Here is a 16,511-nt window from a genome sequence, read left to right as displayed (position 1 = left end):
TCCGCCGCTTTCAGGGCTGCTGCGCAGCCCAACGGGGGCAAGCCCCCTCGCCACAGGCAAGCCCCCTCGTCACAAAAGTCCTCTGGTCACACAAGCCTGTCGCCAGAGTGGGAGGCAGGTGTAAGCCTGAAAGCATTGAGCTAGAGCTTTCCAAGGGTAAGCATGGTCTTTCTCAGGCACATGACGATGCACCAATGCTGTGCAATACTCCGCGCCGTTTCAATCGCGAATAATCCTACATTAGTCAGGTAAATTGCCTCCGTAATACCATCATTTCCCGGGACTTATGGCTAAATGTTGTTGTTTATAGAGTGAAAAACCCTGCTTTAAGCTTTTTATACTGCACGTCCCCTGATCGGGCAGGTTTTACCTGCTCGACGGTCCCGCCCACAACGCAGGACCGGTGTCGCAGAAGCAATGGCTATCGTTCAGCGCTTCTTCACTCGGTGGTCAAATCAATAACAAAATGAGGTAGAACCCTATGGCAGTCGGCAATCACCTGCCCCATGACGGTACCGCTCAGGGCGGTCCGCTCAAACGCGAACTCGGTGAACGGCATATTCGCCTGATGGCCCTTGGCGCCTGTATCGGCGTCGGCCTGTTTCTCGGTTCGGCCAAAGCCATTGAAATGGCGGGTCCCGCCATCATGCTGTCCTACATCATCGGTGGTCTGGCGATCCTGGTGATCATGCGTGCCCTCGGTGAGATGGCCGTGCACAACCCGGTCGCCGGATCGTTCAGCCGTTACGCCCAGGACTACCTTGGCCCGCTCGCGGGCTTCCTCACTGGCTGGAACTACTGGTTCCTGTGGGTGGTGACCTGTGTCGCGGAAATTACCGCCGTGGCGGTGTACATGGGCATCTGGTTCCCCGATGTACCGCGCTGGATCTGGGCGCTCGCGGCGCTGGTCAGCATGGGCTCGATCAACCTCATCGCGGTGAAGGCTTTCGGTGAGTTCGAGTTCTGGTTCGCCCTGATCAAGATCGTCACCATCGTGGCGATGGTGCTTGGCGGCATCGGCATTATCGCTTTCGGTTTCGGCAACGACGGCGTGGCACTGGGCATTTCCAACCTGTGGGCCCATGGCGGCTTCATGCCCAACGGCGTGCAAGGCGTGTTGATGTCGCTGCAGATGGTCATGTTCGCCTACCTGGGCGTGGAAATGATCGGCCTGACCGCCGGTGAAGCGAAGAACCCGCAGAAGACCATTCCCGACGCGATCGGCTCGGTGTTCTGGCGAATTCTGCTGTTCTACGTCGGCGCGCTGTTCGTGATCCTGTCGATCTACCCGTGGAATGAAATCGGCACCCAAGGCAGCCCGTTCGTGATGACCTTCGAGCGTCTGGGCATCAAGACCGCTGCCGGTATCATCAACTTCGTGGTGATTACTGCTGCGCTGTCCTCCTGCAACGGCGGCATTTTCAGCACCGGGCGCATGCTCTACAGCCTGGCGCAGAACGGCCAGGCCCCGGCCGGTTTCGCCAAGACTTCGAGCAACGGTGTGCCGCGTCGCGCCTTGTTGCTGTCGATGGGTGTGTTGCTGCTGGGCGTGCTGCTCAATTACCTGGCGCCGGAAAGAGTCTTCGTCTGGGTCACCGCCATTGCCACGTTCGGCGCGATCTGGACCTGGGTGATGATCCTGCTGTCCCAGCTCAAGTTCCGCAAAGGCTTGAGCGCCAGCGAGCGTGCCGGCCTGAAGTACAAGATGTGGCTGTATCCGGTCAGTTCCTACCTGGCTCTGGCTTTCCTGGTGATGGTAGTCGGCCTGATGGCCTACTTCCCGGATACCCGCGTGGCGCTGTATGTCGGCCCGGCATTCCTGGTGCTGCTGACCGTGCTGTTCTACGTGTTCAAGTTGCAGCCGCGCAACGATGCACAGGCTGCTGTAAGTTCGTAATAGGTCGTTTCATGGACGTTCTGCGCCACGCTTCGTGGCGCAGAACGGCATGGAGTTCATAACCAGACCACCACACTCCACAGCTTCCGCTCGGGAGCTCATGCACCTTTTCCCTGCATAAAAAAATATATCCCGGCCCATGATTGGCGATGCCCAGGCGGGCATGGACTTGCGTCGATTTTCGCCCCGCAGATGTGGCGATTCGACATCGCATGAAATTGATTTTAATTGTAAAACTGATTTACTTACTAATGTAAATGATTACTATTGGCAACAATTCGACCTAAAGGACTTGTGTCAGTGTTGCGAATTTCTCCAGTCTTTTCCCGGCTGCAAGAAGGGAAAACCGTCTTCGGCCTGCTCAACTCCGTCCCTTCTCCAATGCTCTGCGAAATGATTGCGTTCGCGGGCTACGACTTCGTGATTCTTGATGTGGAGCACTTGCTGCGCTCCGAAGAAGACCTCATGCACTGTGTCCGCGCTTGTGAAGCCGCGGGTATTTCGCCCTGGCTGCGCATCCCGCAAGTGGACGAGAAACTGATCGGGCGGGCTCTGGACGCCGGTATCGAGGCGATTGTGCTGTCACGCACCGAAAGTGCTGCGCAAGTTCAGCGCGCCATCGAAGCGGCGCGTTTTCCACCCCTGGGTAAACGCGGCATAACCGGCGGACGCATTACCGGATTCGGTCGCCTGCCGTTACCCGAATACATCGAATTGGCCAATCGCCAGACGCCCATCATTCCCATGGTCGAAAGTCGCGCCGGCGTCGACGCGCTGCGCGAGATCCTGCAACTGCCAGGGGTGGGCATGATCATGGAAGGCGCACTGGATCTGTCGCTCGATCTGGGTCTGGGACCAGACCCGCTCCATCCTCAGGTCTGGCAAATGCTGCAAGACATGGCCGATGCCTGCCAGGGCGCCGCCATTCCATTTTGCGCAAATCCGCGCACGGCTGAACAGAACGCGCTGTGGCGTGCTCGCGGTATCAAAAGCTTTCTCGCAGGTGAAGACCGGGGGGTGCTGCACAAGGCATTGAAAGCCCACCTGCATTCTTTCCAACAGTAAAGATGAGCCAACGAAGTTCTGATGAAAAAAACAAAATCGCTTCACTTATCACTCAGCCTGATCAGCCTGGGTATTTGCCATGGTGCCATGGCTGCCGATCAATCCACCGAGCCTGCCGGTAGCCTGGATCTGGCACCTACGGTTATTTCCGGTGACGTTCTTGGCTCGGCCAGCGATCAGGAGGTGCGTACCTACGCCGGCAGCCGCAGCGTGGTCGACTCCAGCGAACTGAGCAAGGCGAGCGTGCGCGGCGTGGACGACGCGCTGCAACGGGTACCGGGCATCAAGATCTTTGACGAAACCGGCACCGGCGCCTTGCCTCAGATTTCGGTACGCGGGCTGTACGAGAGTCGCAGCGGCCGGATCCAGGCGTTGTCCGATGGCATTCCCCTGGCACTGGCGCCCTACGGCCAGACGGGGCTGTCGCTGTTTCCAGTGACCATGGCCATGGTCGATCGTATTGACGTCGTGCGTGGGGGCGCAGCGGTGCAATACGGTCCGAACAACGTCGGCGGGGTGATCAACTTCATCAGCAAGCCGATTCCGCGAGAGTGGGAAACCACGCTGCAGGAGAAGCTGACCTTCAACGCCGGCGGGCGCCAGTTGTGGGACACCTACCTGGGCACTGGTGGCTACCTGACCGACAACTTCGGCCTGCAGCTGGACGTCAACACCCTGGGAGGCGAGTACGGTCGCGAGCACTCCGACACGGATGTGCAGAACTACCGTCTGCGTGGCCAGTGGAACATCGACGACGATCGCGACCTGAGTTTCGGTATCCAGCGCTACAAGGCCGACATGGAACTGGCCGGCGCGCTCAGCGTGGAGGATTACAAGGATGATCCACGGCAATCGACGCGTCCCCTGGACAGATTCGAAGGCGACACCAATCGCGTCTGGGGTACGTATACCCAGCGCCTGGGCGGCATGGGGCCGTTTGACTCGGTGGAAGTCAGCTGGACCAACTTCGCCCACGACAGCTACCGTAACTTCGTGGTCGGCCTGCCGTTCACCCCGGACGGCACGGCGGTGACCAAGCAGGACGGCCCACGCGACTTTAAAGTCTGGGGTACGGAGCCGCGCATCAGTGGCACCATCGACGGCGACACGGTCGGCCAGACCTGGTTGCTGGGCGCTCGTTATGTGAAGGAAGACATCGACTACAAGGTCAATCGCCAGAGCCTCGCTACCGGCGTGACGGCGCCGTTCCGCGACTGGACGTTCGACGATGACGCCCGTGCGTTCTACCTCAGCAACGCCATCGGCCTGCTTGATCGTCGCCTGACCATCACCCCGGGTGTGCGCTACGAAAACGCGCGCATGGACTACAGCGACGGCATCACCGGTTTCTCCCGCGAGAACAAATCCGAGGAATGGCTGCCAGGCCTGACGGTCGGTTATCAAGCGAGCGACGCCTGGTTTGTCTACGCCAATGCCCAGAAGTCCCTGCGTCCGCCGCAAGTCACGCAGATCGTCAAGGAAGGCGATGTCGGTGCCGAGCTGGCGTGGAACTACGAGACCGGCGTGCGCTATACCCCGTGGGACGGCTTTCGCGCCGACTTCGGTGTGTACCGCATCGATTTCGACGACCAGATCGCCTACAACTCCACGACCGACCGTTTCCAGAACCTGGGCAGCACCCGTCACCAGGGTATCGAGACCGAAGTTTTCTGGACGCCGGATGCCATGCGTGACCTGGACCTGCATGCCAGCTATGCCTACCTCGATGCCAAGCAACGCAACGGCCAGTTCAAGGACAACGAAGTACCGTTCGCTTCGCGCAATCAGTTCACGGTTGACGGTCGCTACCGTTTCGCCGAGCACTGGACCTACAGCCTCGACGGCCTGTACGTCAGCAGTGCCTACACCGATGCCGCCAACTCAGGCGATGAAGACGCCACAGCCAGCGTCGGCAAGCTGCCGGCCTACTGGCTCTGGAACACTGCTATCGAGCGTGAGTTCAAGCTGGCCGACAAGAGCCTGCTGACCGCGTCGGCAGGCATCAGCAACCTGTTCAACCGCGAGTACTACTATCGCGGTATCGACACCAGTCCCTGGGGTCGTCAACCCGCGCCGCAGCGCTCGCTGACTCTCGGCGTCAACTACCGCTTCTAAACCGCGCAGCCGCGCCCCGTAAACCAGTTGCCCGATCCCGCGGGACGGGCAACTGCTGCCTCCAGGAACCTGCCATGCAACGACCATTCGTCATCCTTGCTCATGTCGCCCACCCTGCAATTCTGGAGGGCTTCGTGCCTGCCGCGCACAAACGCGGATTGCCGATCGTGGTCATTACCGACCACGCTCAGGAGCACAGACGCCTGCTCGCCACTTCGGCTATTTCGCCGCAACAGCTGCAGGTGATCGAGTGCGATGTGTTCAATCCCCTGGCGGTGATCGAGATGCTCAATGGTCAGGGATTGCGTCCTGGCGCCGTGTTCTCCAACAGCGATCACCTGCAGACCGCGACAGCCATGGTTGCCGAGGCCTTCGAATGCCCCGGCAAGGACTGGCGGCTGTGCTACGCGGCGAAGAACAAGGCGGCCATGCGCGAACGCATGCAGCGCCTGGGTCTGCCCGGGCCATGGTTCCAGGTGCTCACATCGAACGCCGCAGTGCCGAGCGATGCACCGTGGCCGGTGGTCGCCAAGCCCCGTGAAGGCGTTGCTAGCCTCGACGTCAGACTGTGTCACAACGCCGCTGAATTGAGCGCTTACTGTGAGAGCTTCTGGCAGCAGCAACCGGATCGGGCATTGCTGCTGGAAGCGTACATGGAAGGCCCGTTGTTCACCCTCGAAACCCTGGGCGACGGGCGCAATCTGCAAGCTATCGGTGGCTTCGACGTCAGCCTTTCTGCACCACCGCATTTCGTCGAGCTGGCGGCGCGCTGGAATGGTCCGCTGTGCAGTTCCCAGCGTGCCGCCGCGCTGGCTCAAGTCGCAGCGTTCGGAGTCAATTTCGGGGTCTGTCACAGCGAGTTCATTCTGACCGCGCAAGGTCCGGTGCTGGTCGAGATCAATTATCGCAGCATCGGCGATGGCCGCGAGTTCCTGCTTGATCGGCTGCTGCCACAGGGCTGGTTCGACCGCATCGTCGCTCTGCATCTGGGTGACCGCCTGATCGAGGCGCAGCCGGCGCAAGCCGCAGCCACCGTTCATTACTTGGTTGCCGATCGTTCGGGGCGCCTGGATCAGGCCAGTGCCAGCTTCAACGTTGAGCGGGAAGGCCATTGGTGCGATTACCGGGCGCTGCACACTACCGGCGACACCGTGACCATCAGCCATTCCAACAAGGATTATGTCGGTGTCCTGCGACTGATCGCACCGGATGAAACGAGCCTGGACGCGCAATTGAACTCGATGCTCGGCGACCTGAAGTGGGTGGTCGCATGAGCCTGCGACCGGAGGACGCGGATCAGGCGTTCATGACCCAACGTATTATCGATTGCTGCCTGCGCGAGGACATCCGTGAGATCGTCAGCGCAGGGCGGATCGGCACGTTGCCAGCAGCCCTTGGCCAGCTCTTGCCACAACAGTGCGACGCAAGCTGGCTGTGCATCACCCACCTGGGCGCCGATGAACTCTGGCTGCCTGTGGTCAAGGCCTATCCATTGCAGGACTGGGTGGGTACGGGCGACGCCTGGATCAAGGTGTCGGCGCACAACCCCGGCGAGGTTCAACACGGCTACCGGCTGTGGTTGAGCCACCTGAGCCACGGACTGGACGAAGAAAGCCTGGCGCTGTTTGCCGCGTACTTGAAGGAAGCCGATTGCGCGACCGAACACCGGGCGCTGTGCAATCAGGCGTATCGCCAATATGCGCCGGCGCTGAACGACGTGACTGGCCTGCCGGACTGGTCGCAGCGGTTACTGAAAATCGATCAACTGGCGAGCTACCTCGATCACCCGTTCTATCCAACGGCGCGGGCCAAAAGTGGCTTCGATGCCGACGCGCTCAAAGGCTACGCGCCGGAGTTTGCACCGCGCTTCGAGCTCAACTGGCTGGCGATTCCCAACCACGCCCTGACCCTGACCAGCCCGCAACCGCCTCACTGGCCGGACTTCGAGGAAGTCGGCCTGTCACCGACCTTGCACAACACCCATTCGTTATTGCCGGTACACCCGCTGACCTGGAGCGAACTTGAGCAATACGGCCTGCCTGAAGGAACCCTCAAGGCGCCACGTTCGGCCATGCCGGTCGAGCCCACGCTGTCGGTGCGCACGGTGGTCTGTATCGATCAACCGCAGTGGCATATCAAGCTGCCGTTGTTGGTCAGCACGCTCGGCGCGCGCAATTTGCGCCTGATCAAACCGAGCACGCTGTACGACGGTCACTGGTTCCAGACCACACTGCTGGCCTTGACCGAGCGCGATCCGGCACTGGCCTCACGTTTCTTGCACGTTGACGAAAAGCACGGAGGGCATTCCGCCGAGAGCCGGCACCTGGCCTATATCGTGCGCCGTTACCCGGTGGGCCTGGACAAGGTCACCCTGGTACCTGTCGCGGCATTGGCCAGCCCGCTTACCGATGCAAGCCTGTTCCTCGAACAACTGGTCGAGCGCTTCTACGCAGGTTCCTGGCAACACTGGTTGGGCGAATACCTCGATCTGTTGCTGCAGGTCCATCTGCGTCTGTGGCTGCGCTATGGCATTGCACTGGAAGCCAACCAGCAGAACGCCGTATTGATGTTCGAACAAGGCCAGCCCTTGCGCCTGCTGATGAAGGACAACGACGCCGCGCGGCTGTGGCCTCGGCGCTTCGCGGCGGCCTGCCCGGATCTCGCTGACCTGCCGGCAGCGTTGCAGGATGAACGCATTCGCGTCGACAGCACCCAGCCGTTGGCCGAAATGTTCTGCACCATCACCTTGCAGCTCAATATCGTGGCGATCCTGGAAGCCATCGCCACCGCGGGGCTGGCAACACGGTCCAGTCTGTACGGCATGCTGCGCCAGAGATTGATGAACTGCCTGCATCAACTCGAAGCCGAAGGCATCGATTGCCATGACGCGCACCGATGGCTGTTGGACAAGCCGAAACTGCCGGTCAAATATTTGCTCAGCGCTGGCAGCCTGTTCAGCAAGGCGCATTCCGGTGCCAGCGATATCAACAAGTTCTATGGCTACAGTGCGGCAAACTTTCTGCTGGAGGATGTGCCATGCAACGGCGCCTGATCACCAGCGTCCTGTTGGGGCATTACCTGTCCGCCTTCACTGCGCTCGGTATTCCGTTGTACCTGCCGCGCATCCTCGCCGATCTCGCGCCTGACACACCTGGCTGGGCCATTGGTGTGCTGTTTGTCCTGCCGACACTCTGCACCGCACTGGCGGCGCCGATGTGGGGGCGCTGGGCCGACCGAAACGGATGTCGGCTGTCGTTGCTGCGTGCCCACGCCGGGTTGTTCGCCGGCTTTCTGCTGGCCGGCTTCAGCCCGAATCTGCCGGTGTTCGTCCTGGCGTTGATCATCCAGGGCACCTTCGGCGGGGCGATGGCGGCGTCCAACGCCTACCTGTCGACCCAGTTCAAGCAAGGCGATTTGTCCCGTGCCCTGAACTGGACGCAGTATTCGGCGCGCCTGGCGATGATCAGCGGCCCGATCCTGTTGGGGCTGATGACCTCGCAAGGCCTGGGATTGAGTCTGTATCGCTATCTGGCCTGGCTGCCATTGCTGGCTTTCGTGCTCATCCTGCCGTTGCCCAACGACGCCCCCAAAAATGCCTTGGGCAGCAAGGTCGCCAAGGCCTTGGGCGAGCTGCCACCAGACCTGCCGCGGCTGCTGGCCGTGCAGTTCCTGTTCAGCTTCGCGATGGTCGTCACCTTTCCCTATTTCGTGCCGTTCGGCGAACAGTTGGGCATTGGCAGCGATGCCTTGATTGGCGTGCTCTACAGCCTGCCGCATGTGGTTTATCTGCTGGCGTTGCCCTGGGTCCAGAAGCATCAGGGCAACCTGCTGCTGCCGGGGCTGGCGCTGCTGGCCATCAGTAACGCGCTGCAATTCTGGAGCGTGCAGGCCGAACCGCTGTTTGCGCTGCGTCTGCTCAGCGGCGCTGGCATTTTGCTCAGTTTTGTCGGCCTGCACCGTTGCCTGAGCCAGCGCAGCCGCGCAGGCAGCGCCGGCCGCCTGTTCGGCTGGTTCGACTCCAGCGGCAAATGGGCCGGCACAGCTGCCGGTGTCACCGCCGCCCTGGTCAGTCAGGCCTGTGGCGTCGCGTCACCCTTTCTCGTTGCGTGTCTGGCGGCCATCGCGGCCATGGTGCTCGCATACCCTCTACTGAAAACTTCCCGGGAGATTCCAGCATGACGCTCGCTAAAACTGCATCGCTCGTCGCCGTATCCCTGAATGACCATGCCCTGGATGGCGAAGCCCAGCGCCATGCCATCGAGTGCCTGCTCAATTGCTATCTGCGCGAATACGCATTGCCGCGCAACGAAGCCATCTTGAACTATCAGGCGCAGGATCTGCCAATGAGCCTGCGCCAGGTCAACGGCCGTTGCATCTGCATTCAACTGCCCAATGGCCGCTTGGTGGTACGCGTCGGTCGCGTCAGCATCCTGGGTCGTTGCCACTACATCAGCGCCCCCTATTTCAAAGGTAACAACCAGAGCTGGCGGCCGTTGAACGCCGCTGAACTGGCGCGGCTGATCTGTACGCCGCTGAGCGGTGCCGAGCGCGTCGACGAGATGCTGCAGCAGGTCGCCAACAGCCTGCAGATCACCCGCACCTTCCTGCGTCACGCCCGCCCGGCCAACGAGTCTGCCGACAGCCTGCTGGCGTCCGAGCAACATCAGCTGTGGGGCCATGCCTTGCATCCGACCCCGAAAAGTCGTGAGGGCATCTCCCATGACGATTTGCTGGCCTGCTCGCCGGAAGTCGGCGCCAGCTTCCAGTTGCACTGGTTCAAGGTCGATCCGACGCTGCTTCGTCATCAGGGCGAGGATCCGCGCAGCACCTTGCGTCAGCTCTCTGGCCGCGACGACGCTTATCCGTGCCACCCCTGGGAAGTCGCCCGGGTGCTTGCCGATCCGCTGGTGCAACGCGCGCAACAACAGGGCCTTATCGAATACCTTGGTCCCCTGGGGCAAGCCATGTACCCGACGTCGTCGGTGCGCACGCTCTACCATCCAGAGATGGCGTACTTCCTGAAGTTCTCGATGCACGTGCGCCTGACCAACTGTGTGCGCAAGAACGCCTGGTATGAACTCGATAGCGCCGTGGCCCTCACGCACCTGCTCGGCCCGATCATGGACGAGTTGGCGACGCAACAGCCCGGTTTCATGCTGATGCCCGAACCCAGCGCCACCAGCCTGGACCTCAGTTCCCTGGGTACGCTGGAAGAGGCCCGCGAAGTCACCGAATGCTTCGGTATAGTTTACCGGCAAAACCTTGCCATCGCCGACCGTGAGCGCTATCGACCGCAAGTGGCAATGGCTCTGTTCACCTGGGATCAACAAGGTCGCAGTGTCTGCCGTCAACAGGTCCAGCGCTACGCCGACAACGCCGGCTTGAGCATCGAGCAAGCCACATCGAACTGGCTGGATGCCTATGCCACCCAGATGCTCGGCGGCGTGCTGTACTGCCTGTTCAATCAGGGGGTGGTGCTGGAGCCGCATTTGCAGAACACGGTCATCGGCTTCGCTGAAGACGGCTTGCCCAGCCAGGTCTGGATTCGTGATCTGGAAGGGACCAAGCTGGTCCCGCAAATCTGGCCCGCCGAACGCCTGAGCGCGCTGGATGAACGTACCCGGCAATCGGTTTACTACAGTGCGCAAAAGGCCTGGCAACGGGTGGGTTACTGCGCACTGGTGAATAATCTGGGCGAAGCGATCTTCCATCTGGCCAACGGCAGCGACGCGCTGGAGCAACGTTTGTGGGCGCGTATCGGCGATCTGCTGCACAGGCAGTCCGCGCGTCTTGGCCATCCACCGGAACTGCGTGAGTTGTGCGCCGGCGCACCTTTCCCAAGCAAGGAAAACTTCATGACGCGACTGATGATGCGCGCCGACCGCGAGGCCGGATACACCTCACTGCACAGCCCGCTGGCGATCATTGAAACGAGGAAACGCGCATGAGCCTTCCGGTGTGCGTCACCCAACGCATCGAGCAACTCAAGGCTGAAAACGATGGGCCATTGTGCGCCTACGTCTACGACCTGCCGGCCCTTGAGCGACACGTCAAGGCGATGCGCCAGGTACTGCCGAAAAACTGCGAATTATTCTATGCCGCCAAGGCCAACCCGGAAGCCCACGTGCTGAAAACCCTGGCTCCTTGGGTAGACGGTTTCGAGGCGGCCTCGGGCGGTGAGCTGACGTGGCTGCATGAGCAGTGCCCCGATCAGCCGCTGATCTTTGGTGGCCCCGGCAAGCTTGATCGCGAACTGGACATTGCCTTGCAATACCGCATATCGGCATTCCATGTGGAGAGCGTGAGCGAATTGCGCAACCTGGCCCGCATCGCCAGCGAACGCGGGGTGCGAGCCCCCGTGATGTTGCGGCTGAACCTGAAACTGGCCCAGGCACCGCAGAGCCGCTTGGTCATGGGAGGCAAACCCACGCCATTCGGGCTGGACGAAGAGGGGCTCGCCAGTGCCCTGCAAGTGCTGCAGCAAGAGCCGTCGCTGCAGCTTGAGGGGCTGCACTTTCACTTGCTCTCGCATCAGTTGGATGTCGATGCGCACCTTGAACTGATTCGCAGCTACTTCCTGACCTTCCGCCAGCTGTGCAGCGACCATGAGCTGCAACTGCCGATACTGAATGTCGGTGGCGGGATGGGCATCAACTATCAGGACGCCACGCAGTCGTTCGACTGGCCACGGTTTTGCGAGGGCCTGAAAGGGTTGATCGATGAATACGACATGGGCACGACCCGGGTGCGTTTCGAAATCGGCCGTTTCATCAGCGCAGCCTGCGGCTACTACGTGATGCAGGTGCTGGACATCAAGAGCAGCCACGGCGAATTCTTCGCCATCAGCCGCGGTGGTACTCACCACTTCCGCACGCCTGCAGCTCAGGGCCACGACCATCCCTTCACGGTGCTGCGCGGCACACAGGAGGCACAGCTCAAGGATCAGACCGTCACGCTGGTGGGGCAGCTGTGTACGCCCAAGGACGTCCTTGCCCGGCAACAACCGGTGGCGCAGTTGGCGACAGGAGACCTGCTGGTGTTCACCCTCGCGGGCGCCTATGCCTGGAACATCTCGCACCAGAACTTCCTGATGCACGAACCGCCGTTGAAGGTTTTTATCGAGCACTGATGCCACAGCTATCGAGCGGTGCAACGCCGAATTGACGAGGGGGCAATTCGGCTCTACGTGGCAAGCACTGGCGCCGGTTTGTTCAAGCGCTTGTTGAATTCCAGCCACAGCGCCAGCAATGCCATCAAACCGGCCCCGGCCAGCGCCGTGCAGATCTGCATGGCGACGGCATCGTCGGTCAATGCGTTGAGCATGTCGGCCAAGGGCGCCAGCAGTACGCCCAGACAGAATATCTCCAGGGAAAAACGCCCCATGCGGCAGCTTTGCTGCGCGAGCCAGTTCTGCGTCCATCCGGTGTCGGGAAGCAATTTCGCCGTGACGTAGGCCAGCGCCAGGAAGTGCAACAGGCGCACCGGCGACAGGTCGGTCTTGCTGATCGGATACAGCAGCTTGTTCAGGCTGTCCGGCACCACGGCATCGTGCAGCTGCGGCCAGCGCCACAGGAGGGTGAGCACAGCTGCGGCCACCACGTACATCGCTGCACTGATGAACAACGGCTGGCGTAGCAGTGGCCGGGTTTCGGGTACGCGTGGGCGCTGCGAGAGCACTGCGGCGGCGCCGCCGAGCACGAACAGCAATTGCCAGGCGACGGGGTTGAAGTACCACACGCCATCCTTGATGGCGGCCAGGTTCCAGCCAAACAGCGGAACCGTCAGGTACAGCGCCAACGACACCGCCACCACCGGCCAGACTTTGCGCACCAGTATCGGCAGCACCAGCGGCAACCCGGCCAGCAGCACGATGTACAGCGGCAGGGGGTCCATCAGGTTTGGCTTGAAGCGCAACAGCAGCTCATCGATCAGGGCTTGCTGCGGGTCGCTGATGAAGTGGCGCATGCCCATTTCTTCCACCAGGTCGCGGGTTTCCACGTGGCTGTTGGCGAAGAACACGATGCCCATCAGCATCGCCAGCAGGAAGATATGCACCACGTAGAGCACCCAGGCACGACGCAGGATTTTCACGCAGGCAATCAGGAAACCTTCCCGCGCCAGGACCTTGCCGTAGGCCAGTACCGCGGCAAAACCGGCCAGAAACACGAAGACTTCGGCGGCGTCGCTGAAGCCGAAGTTACGCAGGGTGATTTGCCCCAGCGGGTTGTGGGGCACGTGATCCCAAAAGATGAAGATCAATGCCAGACCACGAAAAAAATCGATCCGGTGATCGCGTTCGAATGTCATGACAGCAGGCTCTTGAACGAGTGTTGAACAAAGGCGTAGCGAAGTAGCGAAAGGTTGCGCGCCGCACATAGGCGGCGCGAAGGGTGGCTTGATTCGCGGGCGAATGCAAAGTCGGGGTATTTCGGAATGTCTCCGGCTTTACACAAGTTGGATACCGCTGGTCTGAAAGGGGGCCATACCTGCGATTTCTGACAGTAGACAAGCTCAAATCAATATAGGTGGCACAACGATTGAACATAGGGTTGTCAGCATGAGACGGTTATGGAAAGGATTGTCCAGCTACACGGTGATCGGGGTCGCAAATACCCTGATTCACTGGCAGATTTTTTTCCTGCTGAGTGTGGCGGCGGGTCTGCGGCAGGCGGTCAGTAATCTGTTGGCCTTCTGCGTGGCCGCCTCGTTTTCCTTCTACATGAATGCGCTGTACACCTTTGACAGCAAGGCGTCGGTTGGCGGGTATCTGCTGTTCATGGTGGCAATGGGGGCACTGAGCTTTGCTGTCGGCCATCTCGGTGACCTGTGGCGGCTGCACGGCTTGCTGACTGTCGCACTGTTTTCGGCGTTGAGCCTGGTGTTCGGCTTCCTGTTTTCCAAGTACGTGGTGTTTCGCGAGCGTGACGCATGAAGGTCTCGTTGATCGTTCCGGTATTCAATGAAGAACAGTCGATAGAGCTGTTCTACCAGGCCGTGCGCCAGGAACCGTCCCTGAGCCGGTTTCAGATTGAAATCGTCTTCATCAATGACGGCAGCACCGATCGCACACTGGTGCTGGCCAGTGAAATTGCCCGGCACGACAGCGATGTGCTGTTGATCAACTTCTCGCGAAATTTCGGCAAGGAGCCTGCGTTGTTTGCTGGCCTGGAACATGCCACTGGCGACGCCGTCATTCCCATGGACGTGGATCTGCAGGACCCGATCAGCGTCATTTCGCGGCTCATCGAGGAATGGATCAATGGCGCTGAAGTGGTGCTGGCCAAACGGCGCGACCGTTCGGCCGACGGCTATTTCAAACGGCATTTCGCCGGCATGTTCTATCACCTGCTCAACCGGATTGCTTCGACGCGTATCGAGGAGAATGTCGGTGATTTTCGCTTGATGGACCGAAAAGTCGTGGATGTCATCAAGAGTCTGCCAGAGCAGCAGTTGTTCATGAAGGGCGTGCTTTCCTGGGCCGGGTTCAACACCCGGGTCATCGAGTACGACCGGGCTGCGCGTGCAGCCGGTAAAAGCAAATTCAACATCTGGAAATTGTGGAACCTGGCGCTCGAGGGCATCACCTCGTTCAGCACCGTACCCCTGCGCGTTTGGTCTTACATTGGTGGCGCCATCTCACTTATGGCAGTGGTGTATGCGGTTTACCTGGTCCTGGACAAAATCCTCTTCGGCAACGATGTGCCCGGTTATCCGTCACTGATGACCGCCATTCTGTTCCTGGGCGGCGTACAGCTCGTCGGCATCGGCATCCTGGGCGAATACATCGGCCGTATTTACATGGAGTCCAAGCATCGGCCGCGGTATGTCATCAAGGACATCATCAAAAGCGGCGATGAGCCGACAGAGCGGCACTCACTGAAGAGGATCGTTTGAACGCAGTGGCCGCTGTCCTGGCGAGTCAGCGGCAGTTGTATGCCTATCGAATGGTCCTGATTGCGCTGGTCGGCCTGGCGTTGATCGTCAGGTTTCACGCTATTTCAGGACCGGCGATCTGGTATGACGAAGCCTTCAGCGTGCTGCTCAGCGAGCGAGCGCCGGCACTGATCTGGTTGACTACGGCGGGGGACGTTCACCCGCCGCTGTATTACCTGACTCTTCATTATTGGACGCTGCTGTTGGGCAACGGCGTTGCGTCTGTGCGTGGTCTGAGCGCGGTGGCGGATGTCGGCACCCTGGTGCTTTGTCTCAAGCTGATGAGCCTGCACGCCACTCGACGAGCGACCTGCATCGCCGGGATTTTGCTGGTGTTTCTGCCGATATCGGTTCGCTACAGCCAGGAAGCCCGCATGTATGCCTTGCTCGGCTTCTGGCTGATGGCGGCCACGGTCGCGCTGGTGGGCTGGAGCCGCAAGCCGCAAGCGCTGCGGTACGCGATTATCTACGTGCTGTTGATGGTCGCCGCGTTCTATACCCACTACTTTGCGGCGTTATGCGTGCTGGTGCATTGGTTGTACTGGTCCGGGCTGGGGACGGGCGAGCCGACAGTACTACCCGTTCGCAAATGGCTCATGGCCAATGTCGCGATTGTCGCGTTGTATGTGCCCTGGTTGCCTCATCTGTTTGACCAGATCAGGCGCATGGACGGCCTGGAGTGGATCGCGCCGACAACGTGGGACATGTTGCCGGGGCTTGTCTCGCAATTCACCGTGATGACCCCGGCAACCGATGGCGGGTTGTGGTGGGCGCTGGTCGTCACTGCGGTGATGATTGCTTGTTGCGTGCTGGCGTTGCGCGATGTGCGCAACGATCGCCGCTTTACCCTGCTGCTGATCAGCTATTTCTTTGTTTGCGTCACTGCCATTTTTTTGATTTCCTGGATCGTTCCGGTTTTCGTCCCGCGCTATCTGGTCTTTGCCGCCGTGGGTCTGGCCTTGATTGCTGCGGTGATGCTGGATGGACTGGCCGAAAAGCGACCGGTCATTGCTTTGCTCTGCTTGAGCCTGTTTGTTGCGGGCGAGGTGCATGGCGTGTTGAAGGTCTATGCCCAACAGGACGGCTTGAATGGAACCGACGTACGCAATCTGGCCAGGCTGGATACGGTGTCGCAGGGGATAAAAAGTCAGGCGCAGGCCGGTGATGAGATCATCGTCGACGGGTTGTTCTGGTACCTGCCGTTCAGTTACTACAACACCACAGGTATCCAGCCACGGCTGTACATCTCCAGAGCCGCAGGCGGTGCGTCGGCAGGACCGTTCAACTATGGCGGTTGGCGTCTGATACCCCAGCGGCTGGACTGGATTTTCTTCAACGATGTCTCGACCTTGAAACTCGCGGCAAAACGCGTCTGGTGGGTGACTGGCAAGCCCCGGCCCGAGAATGTCGTGGTCTTTCCCAAAGGGTGGAAACAGACGCTCACGCTTACCGGGGGGGAAGTCGAGGCGCGCCTGTTTATTCTGCACAGCGAGCGCTGAAG

General features: G+C 60.4%; 12 protein-coding genes. 11 read left to right on the top strand and 1 reads right to left on the bottom strand.

Annotated features, from left to right (window positions below):
* Positions 1-481: 481 nt before the first annotated feature.
* From KW839_RS15960 to KW839_RS15925, 8 genes are all read left to right on the top strand, one after another.
* Positions 482-1,897, top strand: a complete 1,416-nt coding sequence (locus KW839_RS15960) for an amino acid permease (RefSeq protein WP_218424868.1) — start codon at positions 482-484, stop codon at positions 1,895-1,897.
* Between the two features lie 381 nt (positions 1,898-2,278).
* Positions 2,279-2,962, top strand: coding sequence for an HpcH/HpaI aldolase/citrate lyase family protein (locus tag KW839_RS15955; protein ID WP_256352695.1), 684 nt, complete (start codon positions 2,279-2,281; stop codon positions 2,960-2,962).
* A 21-nt stretch (positions 2,963-2,983) separates the two neighbouring features.
* Positions 2,984-5,077, top strand: a complete 2,094-nt coding sequence (locus KW839_RS15950) for a TonB-dependent siderophore receptor (RefSeq protein ID WP_218424860.1) — start codon at positions 2,984-2,986, stop codon at positions 5,075-5,077.
* A gap of 74 nt (positions 5,078-5,151) precedes the next feature.
* Positions 5,152-6,351, top strand: coding sequence for an acetyl-CoA carboxylase biotin carboxylase subunit family protein (locus KW839_RS15945; RefSeq protein ID WP_218424858.1), 1,200 nt, complete (start codon positions 5,152-5,154; stop codon positions 6,349-6,351).
* Positions 6,348-8,129 carry an IucA/IucC family protein gene (locus KW839_RS15940; protein ID WP_218424856.1) on the top strand — a complete coding sequence of 594 codons (1,782 nt, stop codon included), beginning with the start codon at positions 6,348-6,350 and terminating at the stop codon, positions 8,127-8,129. Before KW839_RS15945 ends, KW839_RS15940 begins: the two co-directional genes overlap by 4 nt.
* A complete protein-coding gene (locus KW839_RS15935; RefSeq protein WP_060543178.1) occupies positions 8,114-9,256 on the top strand; it encodes an MFS transporter in 1,143 nt (380 codons plus the stop codon). The genes KW839_RS15940 and KW839_RS15935 overlap by 16 nt, the downstream gene beginning before the upstream one ends.
* Positions 9,253-11,025, top strand: a complete 1,773-nt coding sequence (locus tag KW839_RS15930; RefSeq protein WP_218424854.1) for an IucA/IucC family siderophore biosynthesis protein — start codon at positions 9,253-9,255, stop codon at positions 11,023-11,025. The genes KW839_RS15935 and KW839_RS15930 overlap by 4 nt, the downstream gene beginning before the upstream one ends.
* Positions 11,022-12,206 (top strand): type III PLP-dependent enzyme, encoded by a 1,185-nt coding sequence (locus KW839_RS15925; protein ID WP_218424851.1) that lies wholly within the window; start codon positions 11,022-11,024, stop codon positions 12,204-12,206. Before KW839_RS15930 ends, KW839_RS15925 begins: the two co-directional genes overlap by 4 nt.
* Before the next feature lie 53 nt (positions 12,207-12,259).
* On the opposite strand, the gene KW839_RS15920 is transcribed toward KW839_RS15925, so the two are convergent.
* On the bottom strand, positions 12,260-13,384 hold the full coding sequence (locus KW839_RS15920; RefSeq protein ID WP_218424849.1) for an OpgC family protein: 1,125 nt from the start codon (positions 13,382-13,384) through the stop codon (positions 12,260-12,262).
* 250 nt (positions 13,385-13,634) lie between these two features.
* Here KW839_RS15920 and KW839_RS15915 point away from each other — a divergent pair, with 250 nt between their 5' ends.
* The 3 genes from KW839_RS15915 to KW839_RS15905 are packed head-to-tail and all read left to right on the top strand — an operon-like array spanning position 13,635 to position 16,509.
* A complete protein-coding gene (locus KW839_RS15915) occupies positions 13,635-14,009 on the top strand; it encodes a GtrA family protein (RefSeq protein WP_060543182.1) in 375 nt (124 codons plus the stop codon).
* Entirely contained in the window at positions 14,006-14,971 is a 966-nt protein-coding gene (locus tag KW839_RS15910; RefSeq protein WP_218424847.1) for a glycosyltransferase family 2 protein, read from the top strand. The genes KW839_RS15915 and KW839_RS15910 overlap by 4 nt, the downstream gene beginning before the upstream one ends.
* A gap of 5 nt (positions 14,972-14,976) precedes the next feature.
* Positions 14,977-16,509 (top strand): hypothetical protein, encoded by a 1,533-nt coding sequence (locus KW839_RS15905; RefSeq protein WP_371318077.1) that lies wholly within the window; start codon positions 14,977-14,979, stop codon positions 16,507-16,509.
* Positions 16,510-16,511 lie beyond the last annotated feature (2 nt).

It is taken from the genome of Pseudomonas sp. PDM31 (assembly GCF_019218965.1).
In the GTDB taxonomy this organism is placed as follows: domain Bacteria; phylum Pseudomonadota; class Gammaproteobacteria; order Pseudomonadales; family Pseudomonadaceae; genus Aquipseudomonas.
Note: the sequence above shows the minus strand (reverse complement) of the source record. Positions and strands in the feature narration are given on the sequence as shown.